We start from the raw sequence: 20,377 nt of genomic DNA, 5'->3' as shown, positions 1-20,377 counted from the left end.
AATCTTTTTCAATCCTAAACAACTTCAAAGCTACCGCTGAAAATATCAAAAGATTTTTTGGAAAAGATATTCAGGAAGGGCAAAATTTTTTTCAAAATTACACCCTGCCCAATACTAAGGAACTACTCAGACAAAACTTTCTTGATGCCCTAAATGGTAATTTTACAGAAACCGAACGCCTGCTTTCCTTTCCAAATGGCGAGCAAATCTGGGTGCATCTGCGTATTTTTCCTGTCTTTGATGAAAAAGGTGAAGTTTGGGCTATTTCATTGAACTACAAGAATATACAAGAGCTAAAAAGACAATACGAGAAATTAGAAGAAATTGCCCGCTTGCAATCGCATAGTATTCGTCGTCCCCTTTCTTCTATTTTGGGCTTGATAGATATTTTAGATTTTGAAGGGGTTAGTTCTGATAACGAGAGAATTATTCAATATCTCAAAGTTGCTGCCGAGGAATTAGACAGGCTCATTCACGAAATTGTAGGAAAAACTTACAAATAACTTACAAAAATCTTTGTACAATTCGCTCAATAGCAGGCAGATAAGATTTTCCAAACAAGTTCAGATGAACCAAAAGTGGATAGAGATTGTAAATGCCTACTCTTTCAGTGAAGTCTTTTTCCAAAGGGAAATAATGCTCGTATGCTTCGTAAAAATCTTGCTCAAAACCTCCAAAAAGGTAAGTAAAAGCCATTTCAGCCTCACGTAAGCCATAATAAATGGCAGGGTCTATGAGTACAGCAAAACCTTTGTTGTGTGTGATGATGTTTCCACTCCACAAATCACCGTGTAACAAGGCAGGTTTTTCGTTAGGTAATAAATGAGGTAATTTTTCGTAAAGTTTTTCTAATTTTTCCAAAAAAGACCTTTCCAGCAAGCCATTGTAAAAAGCTAAACCCGCCTGCACCTTCAATCTTTGCTGAATGTAAAACTCTATACCATCTTCAGCTTGTGTATTGGTTTGTTTTAATGCCCCAATGTAGTTATCGTATTCCAATCCGAAAAACTTATTGCTATTTTGATGTAATTGAGCTAAATTTTTGCCTAAATCTTTCCAATAACTTGGCTTGGGATAACCTTCCAAATATTCTAAAAGCAAATAATTTTTACCCTTTTGCCTACCCGAAGCTATTACAGCAGGAGTAGGCATACCCATTGAAGCCAATTTTTGCAAACCTTTAATTTCCACCTCAAAAGTATCTTCGGGGCTATTTTCATTCCATTTGATAAAAAAAACGCCCAAACTCGTAGCCACTTTTGCCGCATTATTGATACAACCACCCGAAACCGCCTGAAAATGCTCAATTTCGGGAGTTTTACCAAAACTCTCTAAAAAAACTGCCTCTAAAAAGTCATTCGGTTCAAAGCCAAACATATTTTATCAGGATTAAAATGATTTGCAGGATTTAGAAGATTTTTTGTATCTGAAGTTGTTTAAACTACAAGCGATGATGTCGCTTCGAGCGACATCATCACTCTTAGTCTGAAAAAACAACCCAAATTTCATTTTTTGCCAAGATTAAAATGATTTGCAGGATTTACAGAATTTTCCTCCTTGTATCTTCTAAAATCTCTTAATTAGCAAAAAGGTTTGATTTTTTACAAAATTGAACCAAAAAAACTATATTGCAAAGCAAATTTCTAAACATTTTCCTAAAATGTGTGGCATTACAGGTGTTTTAGCTTTCAATGAAATAGGACGTTTTTCAATGATTAACTTGCAAAATGCAACAGATGCTCTTGTGCAGAGAGGTCCTGACTGGGGAGATACCTTTATTTCGTTTTGGGCAGGTTTGGGGCATCGTAGGCTTTCTATCATTGATACTTCCGAAACTGGGAATCAGCCCATTTCAGACCATACAGGCAGATATACTATTGTTTTCAATGGTGAAATTTACAATTACCAACAACTTCGTAAGCAACTTTCAGAAAAAGGTATCGCTTTCCGCACTCATAGCGATACCGAAGTGCTTTTGTATGCGTACATCACTTGGGGAACTTATGCTTTGGAACTTTTACACGGCTTTTTTGCTTTTGCCATTTACGACAAAGAACAAAATTCGCTTTTTCTGGCTCGCGACCGCTACGGCGTAAAACCTTTGCTATACTACCTTGATGAAGACCGCTTTCTTTTTGCCTCTGAAATGAAATCTATCATTCAGTACGGCATAGAGAAAAAATTAAATTTATTGGCTTTGAGGCATTATTTGCATCTCAATTACATTCCTGCACCGCATACTATTTTTGAAAATATCTACAAACTCCCGCCTGCTCATTATGCTAAAATTCAGAATGGAAAAGTAGAAATAGACGCTTATTATCAAATTCCCAAGCATTACACCGAACACCCCTCACAGCTATCGTATCAGGAGCAAAAAAGTCGCCTGAAAGACTTAATGCAAGCCTCTATTCGCAAGCGTTTGGTGGCAGATGTACCTGTGGGAGCATTTTTGAGCGGTGGGATAGATTCTTCGGTGGCAGTGGCACTTGCCTCGCAAGAAGTAGAAAACTTGCAAACTTTTTCCATTGGTTATTATGAAAACAAATTTTTTGATGAAACACACTACGCCGAAATAGTTGCCAAACATTTTCGCACCAAGCACACTACTTTCAAACTCTCTAACAAGGATTTGCTGGATAATTTGGAGGCTATGCTCAATTACCTTGATGAACCATTTGCCGATTCCTCGGCTTTGCCTGTATTTATTTTGAGCAAATTTGTCAAGCAGTTTGTAAAAGTAGCTATTTCGGGAGATGGAGCTGATGAAATGTGGGGCGGCTACAACAAACATTTTGCCGAATATCAGATTAGAAAAGGAGGTATTTTGGCTAATTTGGTTAAAATACTCTTGCCTCTTTGGAAAAATTTGCCTCAATCAAGAAATCATTTTTGGAGTAATAAATTCAGGCAACTGGCTCGTTTCGCCGAAGGTGCAAATCTTTCGCCCCAAGAGCGTTATTGGCTTTGGGCAGGTTTTTGTAAAAATAACGAAGTAGAGCAACTTTTACACCCCACCTTACGCTCAGAAGCACAAGCAGAATATCAAAACGATAAGGAACGAATTTTACAGCACCTGCAAAAAAAGGATATAGAAGGTTTGAATGAAGTCTTTTATACAGATATGCACCTTGTTTTGGCAGGTGATATGCTCGTAAAAGTAGATTTGATGTCAATGGCAAATGGTTTGGAAGTACGAGAGCCTTTTTTAGACCACGAGCTTGTAAATTTTGTATTTTCTTTGCCCGTAAGTTCAAAAATAGATAAAGGTATTCGTAAAAAGTTGTTGCAAGATACTTTTAGAGATATTTTGCCTGTTGAAATTTACAAACGCCCCAAACACGGCTTTGAAGTTCCTTTGCTGGACTGGCTTCGTACCGATTTGCGTTCTCTCATTGAAAACGACCTTCTGCAAGATAGATTTGTAGAAGAGCAAGGAATTTTTGATGTAGCAGAAGTAAAAAGATTAAAAAATCAACTTTTCTCCCCCAACCCACAAGATAGCCACGCACGCATTTGGGGGCTTCTCGTATTTCAGCACTGGTGGAAAAGGTTTTGTAGAAGATAAAATCTTGATGAAAAATTTTTATTTTTCCAAGCAACCTTTTTGCTACAAATCTCATCTTTAATGCAGAAAAACATACGGAAAGATTATATGCAAGAATCTGAACTAATCAAACTTTGTCAAAAAGGTGATAGGAAAGCCCAAAAATGCTTGTATGACCGATATGTAAAAAAATTATTGGGTATTTGCAAAAGATACCTTCCCGAAATCCAAGATGCAGAAGACGCTCTGATGAACGCTTTTTTGAAAATTTTTGAAAACATCAAAAATCTGCAAAAAGACTGCTGTTTGGAAATTTGGCTGAAACGCATAACTATCAATGAATGTCTTAGTATTTTAAGGAAAAAACGTATCTTTTTTGTAGATGCCCAAGAACAAAATAATCTTATGAGCCATTGGGAAAATGGTGAGGACTTGCTTCAAACCGAAGATTTATTGATTTGCCTACATAAATTGCCCGATGGCTATCGCACCGTTTTCAATTTGTATGTCATTGAAGGGTATTCTCACGAGGAAATTGCCCAAATGCTTGGCATTAGTGAAGGAACTTCAAAATCACAACTTTCAAGAGCAAGAAATCTTTTGCAAAAACACCTTGCTCAAATGAGTTTGCAAGAAAAAATCATTTACAAATCTTGAAAAATATGCAAGAACATCTGACTGATAAATTGTTTAGAGAAAAATTTACTGATTTTTCCTCAGAACCCTCTAAACATCTATGGGAAGTATTAGAAGAAAAATTAGAGCAGAAAAAAAGCAAACACAAAAAATACGTGTGGCTCTCTTGGGCTATCGTTTTTCTAATGGTTGCAACTTTTTTAATTTTTAACTTCATTCAAAATGAAAAAAAGTGGTATGCTAAAAATAATGCCTATGTCAAAAGCTCAAATTCCATTTCTACAACTGCTTCTCATAATACCTCTACTAAACTATTAGACGTTGCTCCAAAAGAAATACTTCAAGAAAAAAAACAAGCAGAAAAACAAATAACAAGCCCAAGTCTTTCAAAAGAATTGCCACAAAGAAAATCCGATAGAAAATTTCATAAAACTACTACCCAAATGAAGGAAATTACAGAGAAAAGTATTGAAAAAGATACGCTACGCAAAGTCCAAGAAGTACTTTCAGACGAATTAAAAGCAAGCAAAGAATCTAATAATATCAATGATGATACACTCAAATCGCTACCTAAGCCTAAAGGCACAAAAATTATTATCAAATTACCCGAACCCGAACCTTCCAAAGAAGGAAAAGCAAGAGATTTTGCCTCAACAAAGTTTGGTAAATTTCTCAAAAATGTACAAAAACTTAAAAACGCAGAACTTAAACTAACCCTTAATTCTAAATCACCCAACTAAATCCTTAAAAGTATGAAAAAGTTTTGTTTTTTACTTGCTATGCTGGCAAGTGCTTGCGTGAGCATTGCCCAAGATACTATACAGATTGAAATTGGTGAAAAATCCAAAGTAATTGTTACAAGCCAAGACCGCAACAGCTTGCTAAAACTACGAGAGTATGATTTCAACAAAATCATTCATAAAGCTATACAAGAATTGGATAGCAATGCTAAAGATAAAGAATCTTGGACAATTTTTGCAACTGATTTTGATGATGAAGGTGTCAGAATTTTTGTTAAAGAAGAAAATAATAAAAAAGACACATCGGAAATCAAAAAGAACTATTCCAAATGGATTGTAGATATAGGTTTGAATAATTATCTTGAAAAAAATGTTGGTTTCCCTGATAAAAATAATGCCCCCTACCGTTTACAAACTTTTAATTCGGTTTATATCGGTGTGGGAAAAATTTGGTATTTCAGATTAGGTGGCAAAAATAGTCCTTTTTCTATCAGAACAGGTCTGATGTTTGATTGGTATAATTTCCGTTTTGTTCCACAAAACTATATGATAGCCAACAACAATGGAATAACTTGGGGAAACTATTTGCAAGATTTTGAAAAACCTATTCAAAAATCCAAATTGGTGGTTTCTTATTTACAAATCCCTTTAATGTTGCGAGCAAAATTTTTCATTGGCGATACTCCCATAAGATTAGGCATTGGTGGCTATGCTGGTTTGCGTTTGGGGAGCAGAACTAAATACAAATTAGATAGTGAGGAAAAAGTACGCGAAAAGGATAGTTTTTATTTAAGCAACTTCCGATATGGTTTGGAGGGAAATCTGGGTATTGGCGGGCTTACCCTATTTTGTAAATATGATTTGAATTCTCTTTTTAGCACGCAACAAGCACCTAATCTAAATGCACTAAGTTTCGGAATAAGGCTGTAAGCCGAAGCATCAGAAGTAATCATTTACTTTCAAAAAAAGTAAATGATTACTTTCTCAGCCACTCACAAGCCTCTTTCCCCTCGCTGAATATACCAAAAAAACGCTTGTAAAATTGTATTTGCTTGGATAGTTTGAGGCACAGATTATCCAAAGATACTTTCTGCACAACATTGGTGCTGATGAGAAAAGCTACCTTGCGTAAGCCCAACTGCATAGCCACAGGCAACCAATGGCACACAATCCAATCGTTAGAACTCACCCAAGAGGTCTGACAGCAAGAAACATCAACAAACAAATTGCCCGTCTTTTGCAAACGCATAAAACCCAACACCTCGTTCAAGCCGTTGCGAATTTGTTCGGGTAAAACTTTCTCCTTCCAAATAATTTTGGTACAATTCTCCTCCAATTCTACGGCATAGCCTTCATTTTCATAATGCCTCACTTGCTCTAACATAGAAACATAGTTTGATATGACAACAACAAAGTTACCAAATTGTTTTCAATTTTTTAAGCAAATGTAAGTTTTATGAACAAATTTTGTAAAAAGATAGGATAAGTTCAAATGGTTTAAGGTTCAAAAATTTGAACGTTTGGGATAAAGTATTTTCCTGCTTTCTGTTTCTTTGCTCCTATCTCCTAAAAATCTAAGTGCTTTTGATTTCCCTTGCAGGCATTTCTTTGGAAAAGAACTTACGCAATTTCCAAGTTGGTATGCTGATATGTGCTTTGATAAGAAAAATTTTATCTGTACCCTGTGTTTTACCCCAAGCGGAAATATTATCCAAATAGTCGGTAGTAGGGCGAAGCCAAGAAACTTGCAAGCCTATTCCATAGCCATTTTTCAAAAGAAAAATAGTACCCAAACTGGTCGGGAAAATAGCTGTAATATTGCCATAAACTTCCCCCGCAGGACGAGTAGTGAGCAAATTTTGCAGTCTTTCGCCGTTTTCATTTTTGGGCATATAACGCATAAGTCCTATACCTTGCGAAATATAAGCTATCCAATACTTTTTTCGGATAAAATTATATTGCAAATCTGCCTGAAAGGTGAAAATATTGGAGCGAAAAAATAAATTAGGTCGGCTGTTTTCATCAAATTCATAGGCATAATTTTGCCCCCGTACCGAACCAATGCTGATATTGATATGAGCATTCCAACGCTTTTTTTTGGCAAACTTTATTCCCAAATGCAAAGCAGAGCTAAACAATTCGTATCCCTGAGCCAAATCTCCTTTGTAGGCATTGCCGCTCACTCCTATTTCCCAAAGTTGCATAAGGCGGTACCGCTGAAAAGTATCCACAGGAACAACTTGTAAGCTATCTTGGGCAAAAACTAAAACAAAATTTGCAGTTACAAGGAAAACTATCAAAAAACTTTTCATACTCATTATTTAGCAAGTAAAGTTAAAGACTTTTCTTGTTTTTTCAAAATTTTTCAAAAACTTAAAAATCAAACCTTTACACAAAGCGAAATTCTTTTAGCCTAAAAATACACGAGTAAGTTTTAGATTTTTTTCAAAATTTTATTGCAGTATTGAAGTTTTTTTAGCTACTTTAAGGTGAAAAACCAAAGAACACTAAAATAGTATGGAAGGGATTAGCTTTATCATAGATTCAAGAGGTAGAAAAATTGCGGCACAGATAGATATTATCAAGCACGCTGATATTTGGGAAGAGTTTTATTCGCAATGGTACTTGAATAAATGGTGGAAAAATCTTGAAAAGGCTTGGCAAATGGCTTTCAAAGAGGCTATCCGTATGGATATTGATGATGAGCCTACCATAGAACAACTGAAAGAAATTTCGGAACTCAAATTCTTTGTTTGCAAAGATTATCGCATTGATAGCCTTGAACCTTTGGAAGCTCTACCTCATTTGGAAACGCTTGTCATTGCCGAAACCGAAGTTTCTGATTTAGAGCTTGTAAAGCAATTTGAAAATCTTACGCATCTGGATTTGATGAAAACTCCTGTACGCAGTTTAGAGCCTTTGCGTTATATGCGTAGATTGGAGGAAATTTATTTCCACGATACTTCTGTCAATTCATTAGAACCACTTTCACACCTTTTCGGACTGCATACACTCGCTTTCGGTAAAACCAAAGTCAAAGACCTTACCCCCCTGCAAAACCTACGCCGTATGGAGAAAATCTTTGCCGCCGAATGTTTGGTAGAAGACCTCTCCCCTATTGCAGGACTTGAAAAAATGCAATACCTCAATTTGCAAAAAACACGTATCAAATCTATTGAACCTCTGAAAAAATTTAGATATTTAGAAGAACTCTACATTCAACATACAGCAGTAGAAAGCATTGAGCCTCTACGAGCTATGTATCGTTTGGAAAGTTTAGGTATTAGCCATACGAAAGTCAAAAGTCTTGAACCTATTATGCCTTTGCGGGCTTTGCGTAATTTGTATTGCTACAACACGCAAATACCCCAAGAGGAGATTGATGAGTTCAAAAGAACACACCCCAAATGTAAAGTAGTGCAAGAGGATTTTTAGTGCTTTTAATTGTCATTGTAGCTATAATTTGCTGATGTAATCTCTGATTATATCAGCAAATTATTCTATCATCTTTGCTCAACTTGCAATCTACCATTACCATTGCCATATACCCTTTCTAAATTCACATTCAGCATATCGGAAGTAGAAATGCGTCTTAGATTCACGTCCATTTCTTGCAAACCTTTGATATTGACATCAATAGCACCATTGCTATTCATAGGAACAAGAATAAACTTTGCCCCTTCGGGATACTTTACAGGCTGGAATTGCATTGGCTGAACTGCATTTTGTGGTACAGCTTGCACTGCATTTCCCTGACGTTCAATCAAGATTTGGTTTTGTACCAAAATACCCACCAAACAAAAAGCTATGATGGTGAGAACAGCGTTGAAATAGATTTGTGAGGTTTTCATTTTTTTAAGGGTTTGAGGGTGAAATTTTATCTTTTGAGTATTTTTTTGCTCAACCAAAGCAATAAAAGGTAAATTACCATAAGCAAAGCACCATAGATTAAGCTAATGCCTTTTTGTGGAATAAAAACAAAAAGATAACCCGTTATTATTAAAAATATACCACCAAAAAAATATCTAATGAACTCTAACATTTCAAAATTGATGTCCCACACAATTACTTTATTGTAATCTTCTTTGGGAAAAGCAACCATCGTTTTTTTACCGACTTGCATAAAGTTAAGAGAGTTTTCATTATTTATACCTAATTCTGCTTTTCCAACATTAGGAATTTCGTAAGAAAGAATAGGAACTGAATATGTGCCCCCTTCTCGGTCAGCAGTATCTCCTGACCATTCACGCTTATCAATTCTCACGACTTGGGCAGGAACTTTGATGTACTTCCTAATCCGCTTGATTTTTCGCCAAGCCATAATAAGTACAACTAACAGCATTATTAAGCCCGAAGTGCCTACAACGTATCCAAATCCTTCCATACAATTTGAGAAAAAGGTCTAACCGCAATCCCAATTATACAAGATATCGGAAAAGTCGGCTTTTTTTAGTTTTTCGCCATTGATAAAAAAGTGGGCAATCCCCATATCACCCCATTGAATGCACTCGGTAGATTCTATCTGCAAAAGAAGTGTATCATATTTTCTGAATGTTTCTTCCTCGTAGCGTGGGTCTTCTTGGATAAAAGAGGCGTAACCACCGAGTTTGCTTCCCCAATTACTCACATTGCTCGCGAGCCAATCAGCAAGTTCGAAGTCATTTTGAAAAAGTATCTCTTCAAATTCATCATACCTATCTCCCATAGCATATTGTAAATTAAGGTCGCCAACACTTGCGTATTCTTCTTGCAGAGAAAATTCCAATTTTTGGGCTATAAATGGCTTATCAAAAGGGGAATATTTGGGTTTGGGGAGTTTTGGCAAATCTCTTTGATGATTATTTTTATCTATTTCAGGGAAAAATAACACCTTAAAACCAACCTGCTCACTCGGATTGCCTAAATCCAAGCCATACATTTCGTTATCTGCAATATAGATTTGTAAAAGCCCTTTTTGAGGAAGATAATCGAGCGGTGGAACTTCCTCAAAATTGATTTGAGCGAGCAAATACATATAATTTCCTTCGCCATCTGTGGGATATTCTACACCCATAGGCAAAAAGGGCATTCCTGCAAACTTACTTTGCCAAAGCTCTACATTTTTGCTGGGTTTGCTGGTGATTTTTACGAATTTTTTACGAGTCTTTTCAAAAACATCTTGAAAGGCTTGCAATTCGGCGGGAAAATATGAAAAATCTATCATACAAATTGAGGTTATGGTTGCATTTTTCTTTTCTAAACTTATCTAAACACATATAAACTTACCAAAAAATTTCGGAAATATCACAAATTTGATATGAAGTTTTTGTTAAAGATTTGTTGGCTAGTAGCAAGTTCATCGCTTGCCCTCGTTTTTTACATTTCTGCATCATTATTCATTTAGCCAACAACCTGCCTACCACCAAAACTACAAAGAGATGAGCCCATACAGCTTCTATAATAGCTATTCGGTTTATCAAAATACTTGTGTTTTCGTAAAGTGGGTTGAAATTTCCCAACACACTCACACTATACGCAATAGACTCCATATAGCTACTCAAATTAAGCTGGTGCTGAAACCCCATAGCAGTAGGGTTAAAAATACAGATTATATCGTAAATTCCTCCAAATGCCCAAGCAATCATAAAATAAATACAAGCCGAGCCCCACAATCTTTCAATAACAGACATTCCTTCTCTGAAAATTTCCAGTGTAGCAAAATAAATAATGATTGTTGTTCCTATTGAATAGCAAATATGAACCGCAAGAATGTAATACTTTTTACCACTTAGCTCTAAGTCAAAGAAAGGATTTTCGCTGATACTTGCCACTATAAAAGCAATTGTAAAGCACACAATAATCAAATTCAGTAGCAAACGATTGCTTGTAAAAAACGAGAACAGGTAGTAAATAAAAATAATGTAAAACGTAGTGATAAGCAAGAAAAGTATATCATTAGCAAAAGAAGCAAACTTATGAGCTACACCTATTTCCACAAGTAAGCCTTTTGTGAGCAAAATATTCAAAAAAGCCAAAACCTGCACCCATACAGCTTTTTGAAAAGCTAATAAGCGAGTTGCAGGTTTTGAAATAAAAGCCTTCATCTTTTAGCATCAAGTCATATCCACTCCTTTTCTATGAGTTCATCAACTTTTGCAGGAGTAAGATTTTCGTAATATTTGTAGATGCCATCTTCGGCTTTGAGCTTTACTTGCAAGCAAGGGGCTCCGCCGCAAGCGGCAAGACACTCAACAGCCTTAATGGTAAATTTGCCATCGGTAGTAGTTTCGTTCAAACCTATGCCCAAGCGTTTTTGCAAATGCTCAAAAATTTCCTCCGCTCCGCAAATCATACAAGGACCCGTACGACATACTTCCAAAACATACTTGCCCACAGGTTGCAAATGAAACATTGTATAAAAAGTAGCCACTTCATACACCTCTATCGGCTGAATTTTTAGGATTTCGGCAACATAATCCATTACATTGACACTAATCCAGCCAAATTCGGTTTGGGCAATGTGCAAAATAGGCAATATAGCCGACTTTTGCCTACCTTCGGGGTAACGTTTGATAATCTCCTGAATTTGCTTCATTCGCTCCTCCGAAAACTGAGGATTCTGATGATAGCTTCTATCGGTATTGAATGTAGGATGTCCCATAGTTGAGTATTGAGTACAGAGTATTGAGTATTGAGTATTGAGTATTTGTAATGTTCCAAAAGTTCAGCGTTGGGGTTCAAGCCTTTAAGGACTTTTTCTCTCATTTTTGTATAAGACATAATTGGCTAAGTCCTGCTTCTTATTTCTTATTTTTTGTTTTCCTACCACAAATTAGACCTATACAATTACGAAAATTTAAGAAATGCCTTACACCAACATTCGCATAGGTTCTTCCAAATTGGCTTTAAGTGTTTTCAGAAACTCTGCTCCTGTTGCTCCATCTACAACGCGGTGGTCGCAAGTAAGCGTTACTTTCATAATATTTGCGATTTTCATTTCGCCCTTTTCTACAATCACGGTTTCCTTGATACCACCCACTGCCAAAATACAAGCATCGGGCGGATTGATGATTGCCGTAAATTCATCAATATTATACATACCCAAATTACTGATAGTGAAAGTGCTACCTTCCCAATCTTTGGGTTGCAATTTTTTATCTTTGGCTTTCTGGCTAAAATCTTTTACCTCGCTGGCTATTTGTGAAAGCGACTTCATATCGGCATTGCGAACCACAGGCACAAGCAAGCCATCTTCTACAGCCATTGCCACTCCAATATTTACGTGATAATTCACACGAATTTTATCGCCAAGCCAAGACGAATTTACTTTGGGGTGCTGTTTGAGAGCCATTGCCGTAGCCTTGATAACAATATCATTGAAAGATATTTTCACAGGTGAAAGTTCGTTCAAACGGCTACGCATTTGCATTACATTATCCATCTTGATTTCTACCGTCAGATAGAATTCGGGTGCCGAAAATTTGCTTTCCGAAAGGCGGCGAGCAATGGTTTTACGCATTTGCGTAACATTTATTTCTTCGTATTGCTCAAAACCTGCTCCTGTGCTAATGGTTTTAGTTTCCGAAGCAGTAGAACCTTGTGTTACGGTGGGCTGGGTTGCAGTGGGTTGCGGTTGGGCAGAAGGCTTAAAGTTTTCTACATCGGACTTCGTAATTCTTCCGCCATCGCCAGTACCCTTGATTTGAGCTAAATCATAACCCAATTCTCTTGCCATTTTACGAGCCAATGGCGAGGCTTTTATTCTACCATTGCTATCGGTATCTTGGGTAAAATTTTCAGAAGTAGTTGTTGGCGTATTGCTTGCAGAAGTAGCTGTAACATTTTGAGCCGAAGGCAGTGAAGTTCCTCCTTGTGCGGCTTGTAGAAGGGTTTTCCAGTCGGCATCGGGTTCGCCTATGATGTAAAGAATTTCATCAACTGCTATTTTTCCGCCCTCTTGCACGCCCAAGTACAAAATAGTGCCTTTTTCATAGGCTTCCAGCTCCATTACTGCTTTATCGGTTTCTATTTCTGCAAGTAAATCGCCCGATTTTACGCTATCTCCTACTTTTTTATGCCATTTTACTACCACACCTTCGGTCATTGTATCGCTCATTTTGGGCATTCGCTCTACTTTGGCACGAATACTGGAAACATCTACCGAAGCCACCGCAGGTGTATTGCTTGCGGGTTTATGGTTTTCAGTTTGAGCTGTAGGCTGTGGAGTAGGCTCAGTAGTGGTAACTTTCGCCGAGCCTTGCAATAAGTGCTGAAAATCTTCACCGGGCTTACCTACAATATACAAAATGCCATCTACGGGAACAGGTTTTCCAACTTCTGCCCCAATGTACAAAATAGTACCACTTTCATAAGCCTCCAAATCCATTGTGGCTTTATCTGTTTCTACTTCTGCTATAATATCCCCCGATTTAATTGTATCTCCAACCTTCTTATGCCATACCGCCACAACGCCTTCGGTCATTGTGTCGCTCATTTTGGGCATTAAAACAACTTGTGCCATAACGTAAAAATTTGTTTTTGCGTTTTAGTAAAATTCACTTTGGGCAAGCAATATAAAGAATGTTTTGTTTGGAAAAAAATTTTTTTGCTTCGCAAAATTATGAAATTATGAAGCTATCGCATAAACTTGAAATTTAAAACTTGAAGCCTAACACTTAAACTATTAACCCTCAAACTCTTAAACTTTTTGCCTTTGAACTTGTAATAGGCTTTTCAGTCTGTACAGCTATCTCTATTTCACCACAACTTCAAAGGGCAAACGAGCCTGCACACCTTGCCAATTTCGTATTTTTTCTAGTAATTTCCAATTTTCATAGAGTTCGTTGCCTAATTTTTCTTTCAAGAAAGTTTCTTCCTTGCTTTTTTTAGTGATTTTTTGCCAAAAGTCTTGCTGAATAGGATAGTATTTTACCTGATAGTCGTTTTCTACTTTGGCTTTTTTTGCTGCAAGAGCAATGGCATCATCTAAGCCACCAAAAACATCAACCAAACCTCTTTCTTTGGCTTGTGAGCCAGCCCATACTCTACCCGAAGCTACTTTTTTCAGGTCTTCAAGGTTCATTTTTCTGCCTTGGGCGGCTTTGGTAGTAAAGGCTTCATAAATTCGCTCTACGCTCTCCTGAATAATGGCTCGCTCTTGTGGCGAAAGGCTACGAACAGGATTGCCAATATCGGCAAGCGGCGAAGTAGAAACTCGGTCGGTAGTTACACCTATTTTGTTTTTAAGCAAATTTTCTGCATTGAAAAGCAAGCCAAACACACCAATAGAACCTGTAATGGTATTTTTTTGAGCAACAATCGTATCGCAAGCCATAGCCATATAGTAGCCCCCCGAAGCGGCTACATCAGACATTGAGGCAATCACAGGTTTTTCTTTTTTGGTAAGCATAATTTCACGCCACATCACATCTGAAGCCAAAGCACTACCACCGGGCGAATTGATACGCAAAACAATGGCTTTTACTTTTTCATCTTTACGCAGTTTTCTTAATTCCTTCACAATTGTTGCCGAACCAATATTATCCTCGCCACTTTCGCCACTATTGATTTCGCCTTCGGCAAAAAGCACTGCAATTTTATTTTTAGAATACTTGCTTTCAATCGCTTTGAAATACTTGCTCGGCGAAATAAATTTGATGTTATCTTTTTTATCCACTTTCAGCTCTTTGCGTAAAAGCTCTAATATTTCATCTTCATAGGCTATATTGGTAACTAAATTCAAATTTTGAGCATCTTCGGCTTTTCGCACCAACATAGAGTCGGCTATGCGGCGAAGTTGTGTTTTTTCTATCTTGCGAGAAGCGGAAATATCTTCCAAAAAGACATCATAAATTGCTTCCAAATATTCTTTGGTTTGCAGTCGGTTAGCCTCACTCATTTTATCTAAAATAAAAGGCTCCACAGCACTTTTGAACTCTCCTACTCTGAATACTTCGGGTTTTACTTCTATTTTCTCCAATACCCCCTTGATAAAAGGAATTTCCGTATAAATACCATTGAACTCTAAAATACCCGCAGGGTTCAGATAAATTTTATCTGCTACCGAAGCCAAATAGTATGCCCCTTCGCTGTACGTTTCGGCATAAGCATAAATGAACTTATTAGATTTTTTGAAATCTACAAGAGCATCGCGAATTTCTTTTAGTGAAGCGTAGCGAGCCTGTACGCCTTGCGTATTGATGTAAATACCCTTAATTTTTTTATCGCTTTTAGCGTTTTTAATGCTTTGCACTACTTCCAATAAGCCTATTTTGGAACTGGTATTATCCAGAGGCACTCCCAAATTGCCCAGCGGGTTTTCCTGACCTCTTTCAGCTATAGGTGCAGAAAGATTGAGATATAAGACGCTATTTTCATCTACCTTTACTTTATCATCATCTCCAAATGCAGAGATAATGCCTATCAGTATGAAAATGGCGAACAAATTAAATATCACCAAGCCCAAAATGGTAGCAAAAACAAACTTAAAAAATTGCTTCATAAAGCTTTCATTTTTGAAATTGCAAAATTTTGAATTTTTATCTTTTTTCAAAACGTTTGAAAGATTTTTTTGTTTTGCCAAGCATAAAAAAAGAGAGGCAGAGAAACCCTACCTCACTTTTGGCAAAACTATTCTTCTACGTTAATTTTTTGAACAAATGGAAATGGAGTTTGAGAGCAAGATACTTGTGTTCAATCCCTGTTTAACGAAAAAATATCTTTTAAACTATCAATTTCTGTTTCAAAAATAATCAAGTCAGTTCAATTGCTCTACCCCCCTAAAAGGGGGTTTTTAACTTTTTTTTATTTTTTTTGTTTTGTATGAGAAAAATGAATTATTTTTATGTTCAAAGCAACATCAAATAAACTTTTCTACCTCGTTATGCCAGTAAAAATCATTATTGCCGACGACCACCAAATGTTTATTGATGGCGTAAAACTTATACTAAGCCAAGAAAGCAACATAGAAATTATTGGTGAAGCAAGTAACGGACAAAAACTCTTGCATATACTCCAACTCCAAAAACCTGACGTATTGCTTTTAGATGTGAATATGCCCAAAATGGATGGCGTAGAAGTAATGCAAGTCATTAAAAACCACTTTGCCGACCTGAAAGTGATTATCATTTCCACCTATCTAGATTATGAACTCATCACAAACCTCAAAAAATTAGGTATCCGAGGATATTTGAGCAAAACCGCTACTTCCCAAGAGCTAAAGCAAGCCATTTTTGATGTGTTTGAAGGAGGGGAACATTTTTCTGAACAAGTACAAAAAGCCCTGAAAGAGCATTACGAAGACAATAACAAATATGATAATTTTGTCCAAAAATTTGAAATATCCAGCCGAGAAGCCGAAATACTCAGACTTATTATCAAAGGACATACCAACGAAGAAATAGCCGACAAGATTCATCTGAGTAAAAATACCGTAGATGGCTATCGGAAAGGATTGCTCAAGAAACTCAATGTACGCAATACTGCCGAACTTGTAAAACTTGCTTATGAAAATAACTTCGTATAAAATAAGCCTAACGGCTTTGCTATTTTTTTTACATTTTTTTCTTTTTGCTCAAAAGAAAACCGCCGAGTACTATCAAAAGAAAGTGGATAGCCTCAAAATAGCATTAAAAACTGCTAAATCTCAAAAAAAGCCATTGGCTCGGTATTATATGCATCTTACGGACTACTACTTGGATTTGTTCAAGATAGACTCCTCATTTTATTATGCCACTGAAGGGATTGAAATTGCCAAAAAAGAAAAAGATGCCGCCGCCGAGTGTAGAATGTGGGGGCTAATGGCTTCTCTAACTTATTTTACTGGCGATTTTGAAAATGGTATCACTTGGGCAAAAAAATCCTTAGAAATTGCCCAGCAAGCAGGTTTAGACTCAATGGTAGTTACCCGACTGAACATTGTCGGGCTTTTTTACATAGAAACAGGTAGAAACCAAGAAGCCCTACAATATTACGAAAAAGCCCTACAAGTATTTGAAAATCTGCCTGAAAGCAAAAAGTCTGATTATGTAAAAGGTGATTTGTATCGGATTTATGCCAATTATGCAGAGGCTCAGGAAAATTTAGGAGAGTACGAAAAGGCAATTCTTTTACACGAAAAATCTTATGAAGAGGCAAAAAAACAGCAAGCCTACCGAGCTATGGCAATTGCTCGCAATCATTTGGCAGAATGTCATCAAATGCTCAAAAACTACACTTTGCCTCCTAAATACCTGCAAGAAGCTATTGAACTGAGCAAGCAAGCCCAAGACTTGGATATGCTCAATCAGTCGGTTTTGGGTATGAGTGGCTTTTATACCAAACAAAGGAATTTTAGCGAAGCCGAAAAATATTTAGCCCAAAGCCGAAAAATTATCACCGAAGATAGCAATCGGGTTTCTATCAAATCCAAACGCAACCACTATCAGCAGGCTCTTGCTTTAAGCAAAGAAAAAGGCGACTTTGAGCAGGCTACACGTTACGTAGAAAAACTGCGTGAAATAGATAAACTCATTTATCAGCAGAAAAGCTCTTATGCCCTTGATATTGCCAATGTAGAATACAAAACCCTTGAAAAAGAGCAAAAAGCCATTCAAGCTGAAAACGAAAAGAAAAAAGCTCAAAACTTTCTCCTGATTACCCTGATAGTAGGTCTTACGGCTATTGCGGCACTTAGTATTTGGCTTTTTATAGAAGCCCGCAACAAACTCCAAAAAGAGCGAGAATTACAAATTGTGAAAAGCGAAAAAGAAAAAGAGATGCGTCTTTCCGAACTAAAAGCCCAAGAGGCAGAAAGAGAACGCATTGCCAAAGACCTGCACGATGGCTTGGGAGTTACGCTTTCGGTTATTCGTCAGAACATAGAAAGAGCTACCCAAACCTATGCCAAAGATATTTTGATGCAAGCTAATGAGCTGGTTTTGGAAGCCTCGCAAGATGTTCGCCGCATTTCACACAACTTGATGCCTCCTACGCTCAAAAAATTTGGTTTAGTTTCTGCTTTAAGTAGTTTTTGCCAAAATATCCAAAACCCACCTGTGATATTTAGTGCCATTGGTTTTGAAAAAAGACTAAACGAAAACGCTGAAATGCTCATTTTCCGTATAGCCCAAGAAGCTATCAATAATGCCATTAAATATGCCCAAGCCACCGAAATTTTTGTCCAAATTTATGAGGACGAAGGTATGCTGACACTGCAAATTGAAGACAATGGCAAAGGATTTGATGTAAAGGAAGCTAAAAATGGTTTAGGAATGAGCAGTATGCGTTCTCGTGCCGACCTCTTGGGAGCTGAGCTAAGCGTAGAATCTGAAAAAGACAGAGGAACAGTTGTTTTGCTTACTTGGAAAATGTACGAGTAATTTTGCAATAAGTTTAGACTGATTACGTTTTCCTCAGAAAACGCTGTAAATATGAGGAAATTTTACTTAATAATCTTGCTTTTCTCGCTGAAAAGTGCTTTTGCCCAAAATAAAATCAACGAAGATTCTCTTTTCATCAGAAATAACTACAATAAGTACGAGTATCAGATACCGATGCGAGATGGCGTAAAACTATTCACCGCCGTCTATGTACCCAAAGACGCTTCCAAAGAAAATAAGTATCCTATTCTGATGCAAAGAACTTGTTATAGCGTAGCTCCTTATGGTACAGATAAGTTTCCCAATCGTCTGGGACCTAATCGCTTTCTAATGCGAGAAAAATACATCTTTGTTTATCAAGATGTACGAGGCAGATATATGAGCGAAGGAACCTGGACTAATATGACACCCCACATTCCTGAAAAAAAGAAAAAAACAGACGTTGATGAAGCCTCCGACACCTACGACACCATAGAATGGCTCTTAAAAAATATACCCAACCATAATGGTAGAGTTGGGCAGTGGGGTATTTCTTATCCCGGTTTTTATACTGCCGCTGGCACTTTGGCGGCTCACCCTGCCCTGAAGGCTTCCTCTCCACAAGCCCCCATAGCAGATTTTTGGTTTGATGATTTTCATCATAATGGTTCGCTCACTTTGGGCTATTTTTTTGCTTATCCTGTATTTGGTGTACAAAAGAAAGAAAATACGACCACCGCTTGGTATCAGCATCAGTCTGTTAGACCTAAAACTCCCGATGGCTTTCAGTTTTTTTATGATGAACTACTTACTTTGCCCAATGCCGAAAAATATTACAAAGATAATTTCTTTTGGCAAGAAGTAGTCAATCATCAGAATTATGATGATTTTTGGAAAAAACGCAATCTTTTACCTCATCTCAAAAATATCAAACACGCCGTAATGACCGTAGGCGGTTGGTTTGATGCCGAAGACCTCTACGGACCGCTCAATATTTACAAAACTATTGAGAAAAATTCCAAAAATTACAATACGCTTGTAATGGGACCTTTCGGACACGGCGACTGGACTCGTGAGAGAGGACAACACACCCACAATCATATCTATTTTGGCGATAGTATTGCCACTTTCTATCAGCGGGAAATTGAAACCCCTTTTTTCAGACATTTTCTTAAAGAAAAAGCCGATGGCAATACAGGTTTGCCCGAAGCCTATTTGTTTGATACAGGTAAAAAAGAATGGCAGAAGTTTGATAAATATCCCTTGCCCAATGCCGATAGAAAAACGCTTTATTTCCAACCCGAAGGCAAACTCGCTTTTGAAACTCCCAAAGCCCCCGATAGTTTCTCTGAGTACCTTTCCGACCCGCTCAAGCCTGTACCTCATTCAGAAAATTTTAGACAGATGCTTGGCTTTACGCCTCGCAATTATATGAGCGAAGACCAACGCTTTGCCGCACGCCGTCCTGATGTTTTAACATTCCAAACTGAACCCTTAAACGAAGATATTACCATTTGTGGCGAACTCACTGCCAATTTGTTTGTTGCAACTACCAGCAATGATGCCGATTTTATCGTAAAACTCATAGATGTTTATCCGCCTGATGAACCCAACCACAGCACCACTCCCCAAGGCATATTTTTAGGCAATTACCACCAATTGGTAAGAGGTGAAATTATGCCAGCTCGCTTTCGCAATAGCTTTGAAAAGCCCGAACCTCTGCCTATCAATCAAGTAACTCCTATCAAATTTCGTTTGCAAGACTGCTTTCATACTTTCAAAAAAGGACACCGAATAATGATACAAGTGCAAAGCTCTTGGTTTCCATTGTTTGCACTTAACCCGCAGAAATTTTTGGAAAATCCCTACAAAGCTACCAAAGCAGACCTTACCAAAGCCTTTATCAAGGTTTTCCATAATGTTAGCTATCCAAGTGGCTTAGAAGTGGAAATTTTAAGAAAGTAAATGGGTAAAATTTACGCTCAAGCCCTACAGATTCGCAAACCTGTCGGGCTTAGTAATTTAGTCGTCCCTTAAAAAGTCCGTTTAGAAAAAATCAAAGAACAACAATAGAAATTTCCTTTCAAAAAAGTGAATTTTAAGATGTTTTTTTTCGGGCTTAGAGCGATGATGTCGCT

19 protein-coding genes are annotated in these 20,377 nt (G+C 37.3%); 9 read left to right on the top strand and 10 right to left on the bottom strand.

Annotated features, from left to right (window positions below; genetic code table 11):
- Positions 1–503 (top strand): PAS domain-containing protein (locus tag ACWITO_RS12170; RefSeq protein ID WP_448530271.1); only part of this gene is annotated, 503 nt, incomplete at its 5' end.
- Between the two features lies 1 nt (position 504).
- Here the strand turns inward: ACWITO_RS12170 and ACWITO_RS12165 are convergent.
- The gene (locus tag ACWITO_RS12165) at positions 505–1,377 is read right to left on the bottom strand and encodes a fructosamine kinase family protein (RefSeq protein WP_448530270.1); all 873 of its coding nucleotides are present in this window, start codon (positions 1,375–1,377) and stop codon (positions 505–507) included.
- A 283-nt stretch (positions 1,378–1,660) separates the two neighbouring features.
- Between ACWITO_RS12165 and asnB the strand changes: the two genes are divergently transcribed.
- The 4 genes from asnB to ACWITO_RS12145 are packed head-to-tail and all read left to right on the top strand — an operon-like array spanning position 1,661 to position 5,853.
- Positions 1,661–3,568, top strand: a complete 1,908-nt coding sequence (gene asnB, locus ACWITO_RS12160; RefSeq protein ID WP_448530269.1) for an asparagine synthase (glutamine-hydrolyzing) — start codon at positions 1,661–1,663, stop codon at positions 3,566–3,568.
- Positions 3,569–3,628: 60 nt separating this feature from the next.
- Positions 3,629–4,204, top strand: coding sequence for an RNA polymerase sigma factor (locus ACWITO_RS12155; protein WP_448530268.1), 576 nt, complete (start codon positions 3,629–3,631; stop codon positions 4,202–4,204).
- Positions 4,205–4,209: 5 nt separating this feature from the next.
- Positions 4,210–4,923 (top strand): hypothetical protein, encoded by a 714-nt coding sequence (locus tag ACWITO_RS12150; protein WP_448530267.1) that lies wholly within the window; start codon positions 4,210–4,212, stop codon positions 4,921–4,923.
- 12 nt (positions 4,924–4,935) lie between these two features.
- Positions 4,936–5,853 carry an outer membrane beta-barrel protein gene (locus ACWITO_RS12145; protein ID WP_448530266.1) on the top strand — a complete coding sequence of 306 codons (918 nt, stop codon included), beginning with the start codon at positions 4,936–4,938 and terminating at the stop codon, positions 5,851–5,853.
- A gap of 46 nt (positions 5,854–5,899) precedes the next feature.
- On the opposite strand, the gene ACWITO_RS12140 is transcribed toward ACWITO_RS12145, so the two are convergent.
- On the bottom strand, positions 5,900–6,307 hold the full coding sequence (locus ACWITO_RS12140) for a hypothetical protein (protein WP_448530265.1): 408 nt from the start codon (positions 6,305–6,307) through the stop codon (positions 5,900–5,902).
- 190 nt (positions 6,308–6,497) lie between these two features.
- The gene (locus ACWITO_RS12135; RefSeq protein WP_448530264.1) at positions 6,498–7,235 is read right to left on the bottom strand and encodes a hypothetical protein; all 738 of its coding nucleotides are present in this window, start codon (positions 7,233–7,235) and stop codon (positions 6,498–6,500) included.
- A gap of 205 nt (positions 7,236–7,440) precedes the next feature.
- On the opposite strand from ACWITO_RS12135, the gene ACWITO_RS12130 reads away from it, so the two are divergent.
- Positions 7,441–8,358: a leucine-rich repeat domain-containing protein gene (locus ACWITO_RS12130; protein WP_448530263.1), complete on the top strand. Its 918-nt coding sequence runs from the start codon at positions 7,441–7,443 to the stop codon at positions 8,356–8,358.
- Positions 8,359–8,426: 68 nt separating this feature from the next.
- On the opposite strand, the gene ACWITO_RS12125 is transcribed toward ACWITO_RS12130, so the two are convergent.
- From ACWITO_RS12125 to sppA, 7 genes are all read right to left on the bottom strand, one after another.
- Entirely contained in the window at positions 8,427–8,774 is a 348-nt protein-coding gene (locus ACWITO_RS12125; RefSeq protein ID WP_448530262.1) for a hypothetical protein, read from the bottom strand.
- Positions 8,775–8,800: 26 nt separating this feature from the next.
- A complete protein-coding gene (locus ACWITO_RS12120; RefSeq protein ID WP_448530261.1) occupies positions 8,801–9,307 on the bottom strand; it encodes a hypothetical protein in 507 nt (168 codons plus the stop codon).
- A gap of 18 nt (positions 9,308–9,325) precedes the next feature.
- Entirely contained in the window at positions 9,326–10,126 is an 801-nt protein-coding gene (locus tag ACWITO_RS12115; protein WP_448530260.1) for a YwqG family protein, read from the bottom strand.
- 172 nt (positions 10,127–10,298) lie between these two features.
- Complete coding sequence (locus ACWITO_RS12110; protein WP_448530259.1) at positions 10,299–11,006, bottom strand: hypothetical protein; 708 nt, start codon at positions 11,004–11,006, stop codon at positions 10,299–10,301.
- A gap of 14 nt (positions 11,007–11,020) precedes the next feature.
- The gene (locus ACWITO_RS12105; protein WP_448530258.1) at positions 11,021–11,563 is read right to left on the bottom strand and encodes an NADH-quinone oxidoreductase subunit NuoE family protein; all 543 of its coding nucleotides are present in this window, start codon (positions 11,561–11,563) and stop codon (positions 11,021–11,023) included.
- A gap of 207 nt (positions 11,564–11,770) precedes the next feature.
- Positions 11,771–13,423 carry a pyruvate dehydrogenase complex dihydrolipoamide acetyltransferase gene (locus ACWITO_RS12100; RefSeq protein ID WP_448530257.1) on the bottom strand — a complete coding sequence of 551 codons (1,653 nt, stop codon included), beginning with the start codon at positions 13,421–13,423 and terminating at the stop codon, positions 11,771–11,773.
- A 231-nt stretch (positions 13,424–13,654) separates the two neighbouring features.
- A complete protein-coding gene (gene sppA / locus ACWITO_RS12095) occupies positions 13,655–15,403 on the bottom strand; it encodes a signal peptide peptidase SppA (RefSeq protein WP_448530256.1) in 1,749 nt (582 codons plus the stop codon).
- A gap of 381 nt (positions 15,404–15,784) precedes the next feature.
- Between sppA and ACWITO_RS12090 the strand changes: the two genes are divergently transcribed.
- Genes ACWITO_RS12090 through ACWITO_RS12080 form a run of 3 tightly spaced genes read left to right on the top strand, consistent with a single transcriptional unit; the run spans position 15,785 to position 20,204 of the window.
- The gene (locus ACWITO_RS12090) at positions 15,785–16,426 is read left to right on the top strand and encodes a response regulator (RefSeq protein WP_448530255.1); all 642 of its coding nucleotides are present in this window, start codon (positions 15,785–15,787) and stop codon (positions 16,424–16,426) included.
- Complete coding sequence (locus ACWITO_RS12085; RefSeq protein ID WP_448530254.1) at positions 16,407–18,260, top strand: tetratricopeptide repeat-containing sensor histidine kinase; 1,854 nt, start codon at positions 16,407–16,409, stop codon at positions 18,258–18,260. The genes ACWITO_RS12090 and ACWITO_RS12085 overlap by 20 nt, the downstream gene beginning before the upstream one ends.
- A gap of 51 nt (positions 18,261–18,311) precedes the next feature.
- Positions 18,312–20,204 (top strand): CocE/NonD family hydrolase, encoded by a 1,893-nt coding sequence (locus ACWITO_RS12080; protein ID WP_448530253.1) that lies wholly within the window; start codon positions 18,312–18,314, stop codon positions 20,202–20,204.
- The last annotated feature ends 173 nt before the right edge of the window (positions 20,205–20,377 follow it).

This window comes from Raineya sp. (assembly GCF_053497555.1).
The sequence above is the reverse complement of the archived record's forward strand: the minus strand, read 5'-3'. Positions and strand labels throughout refer to the sequence as shown.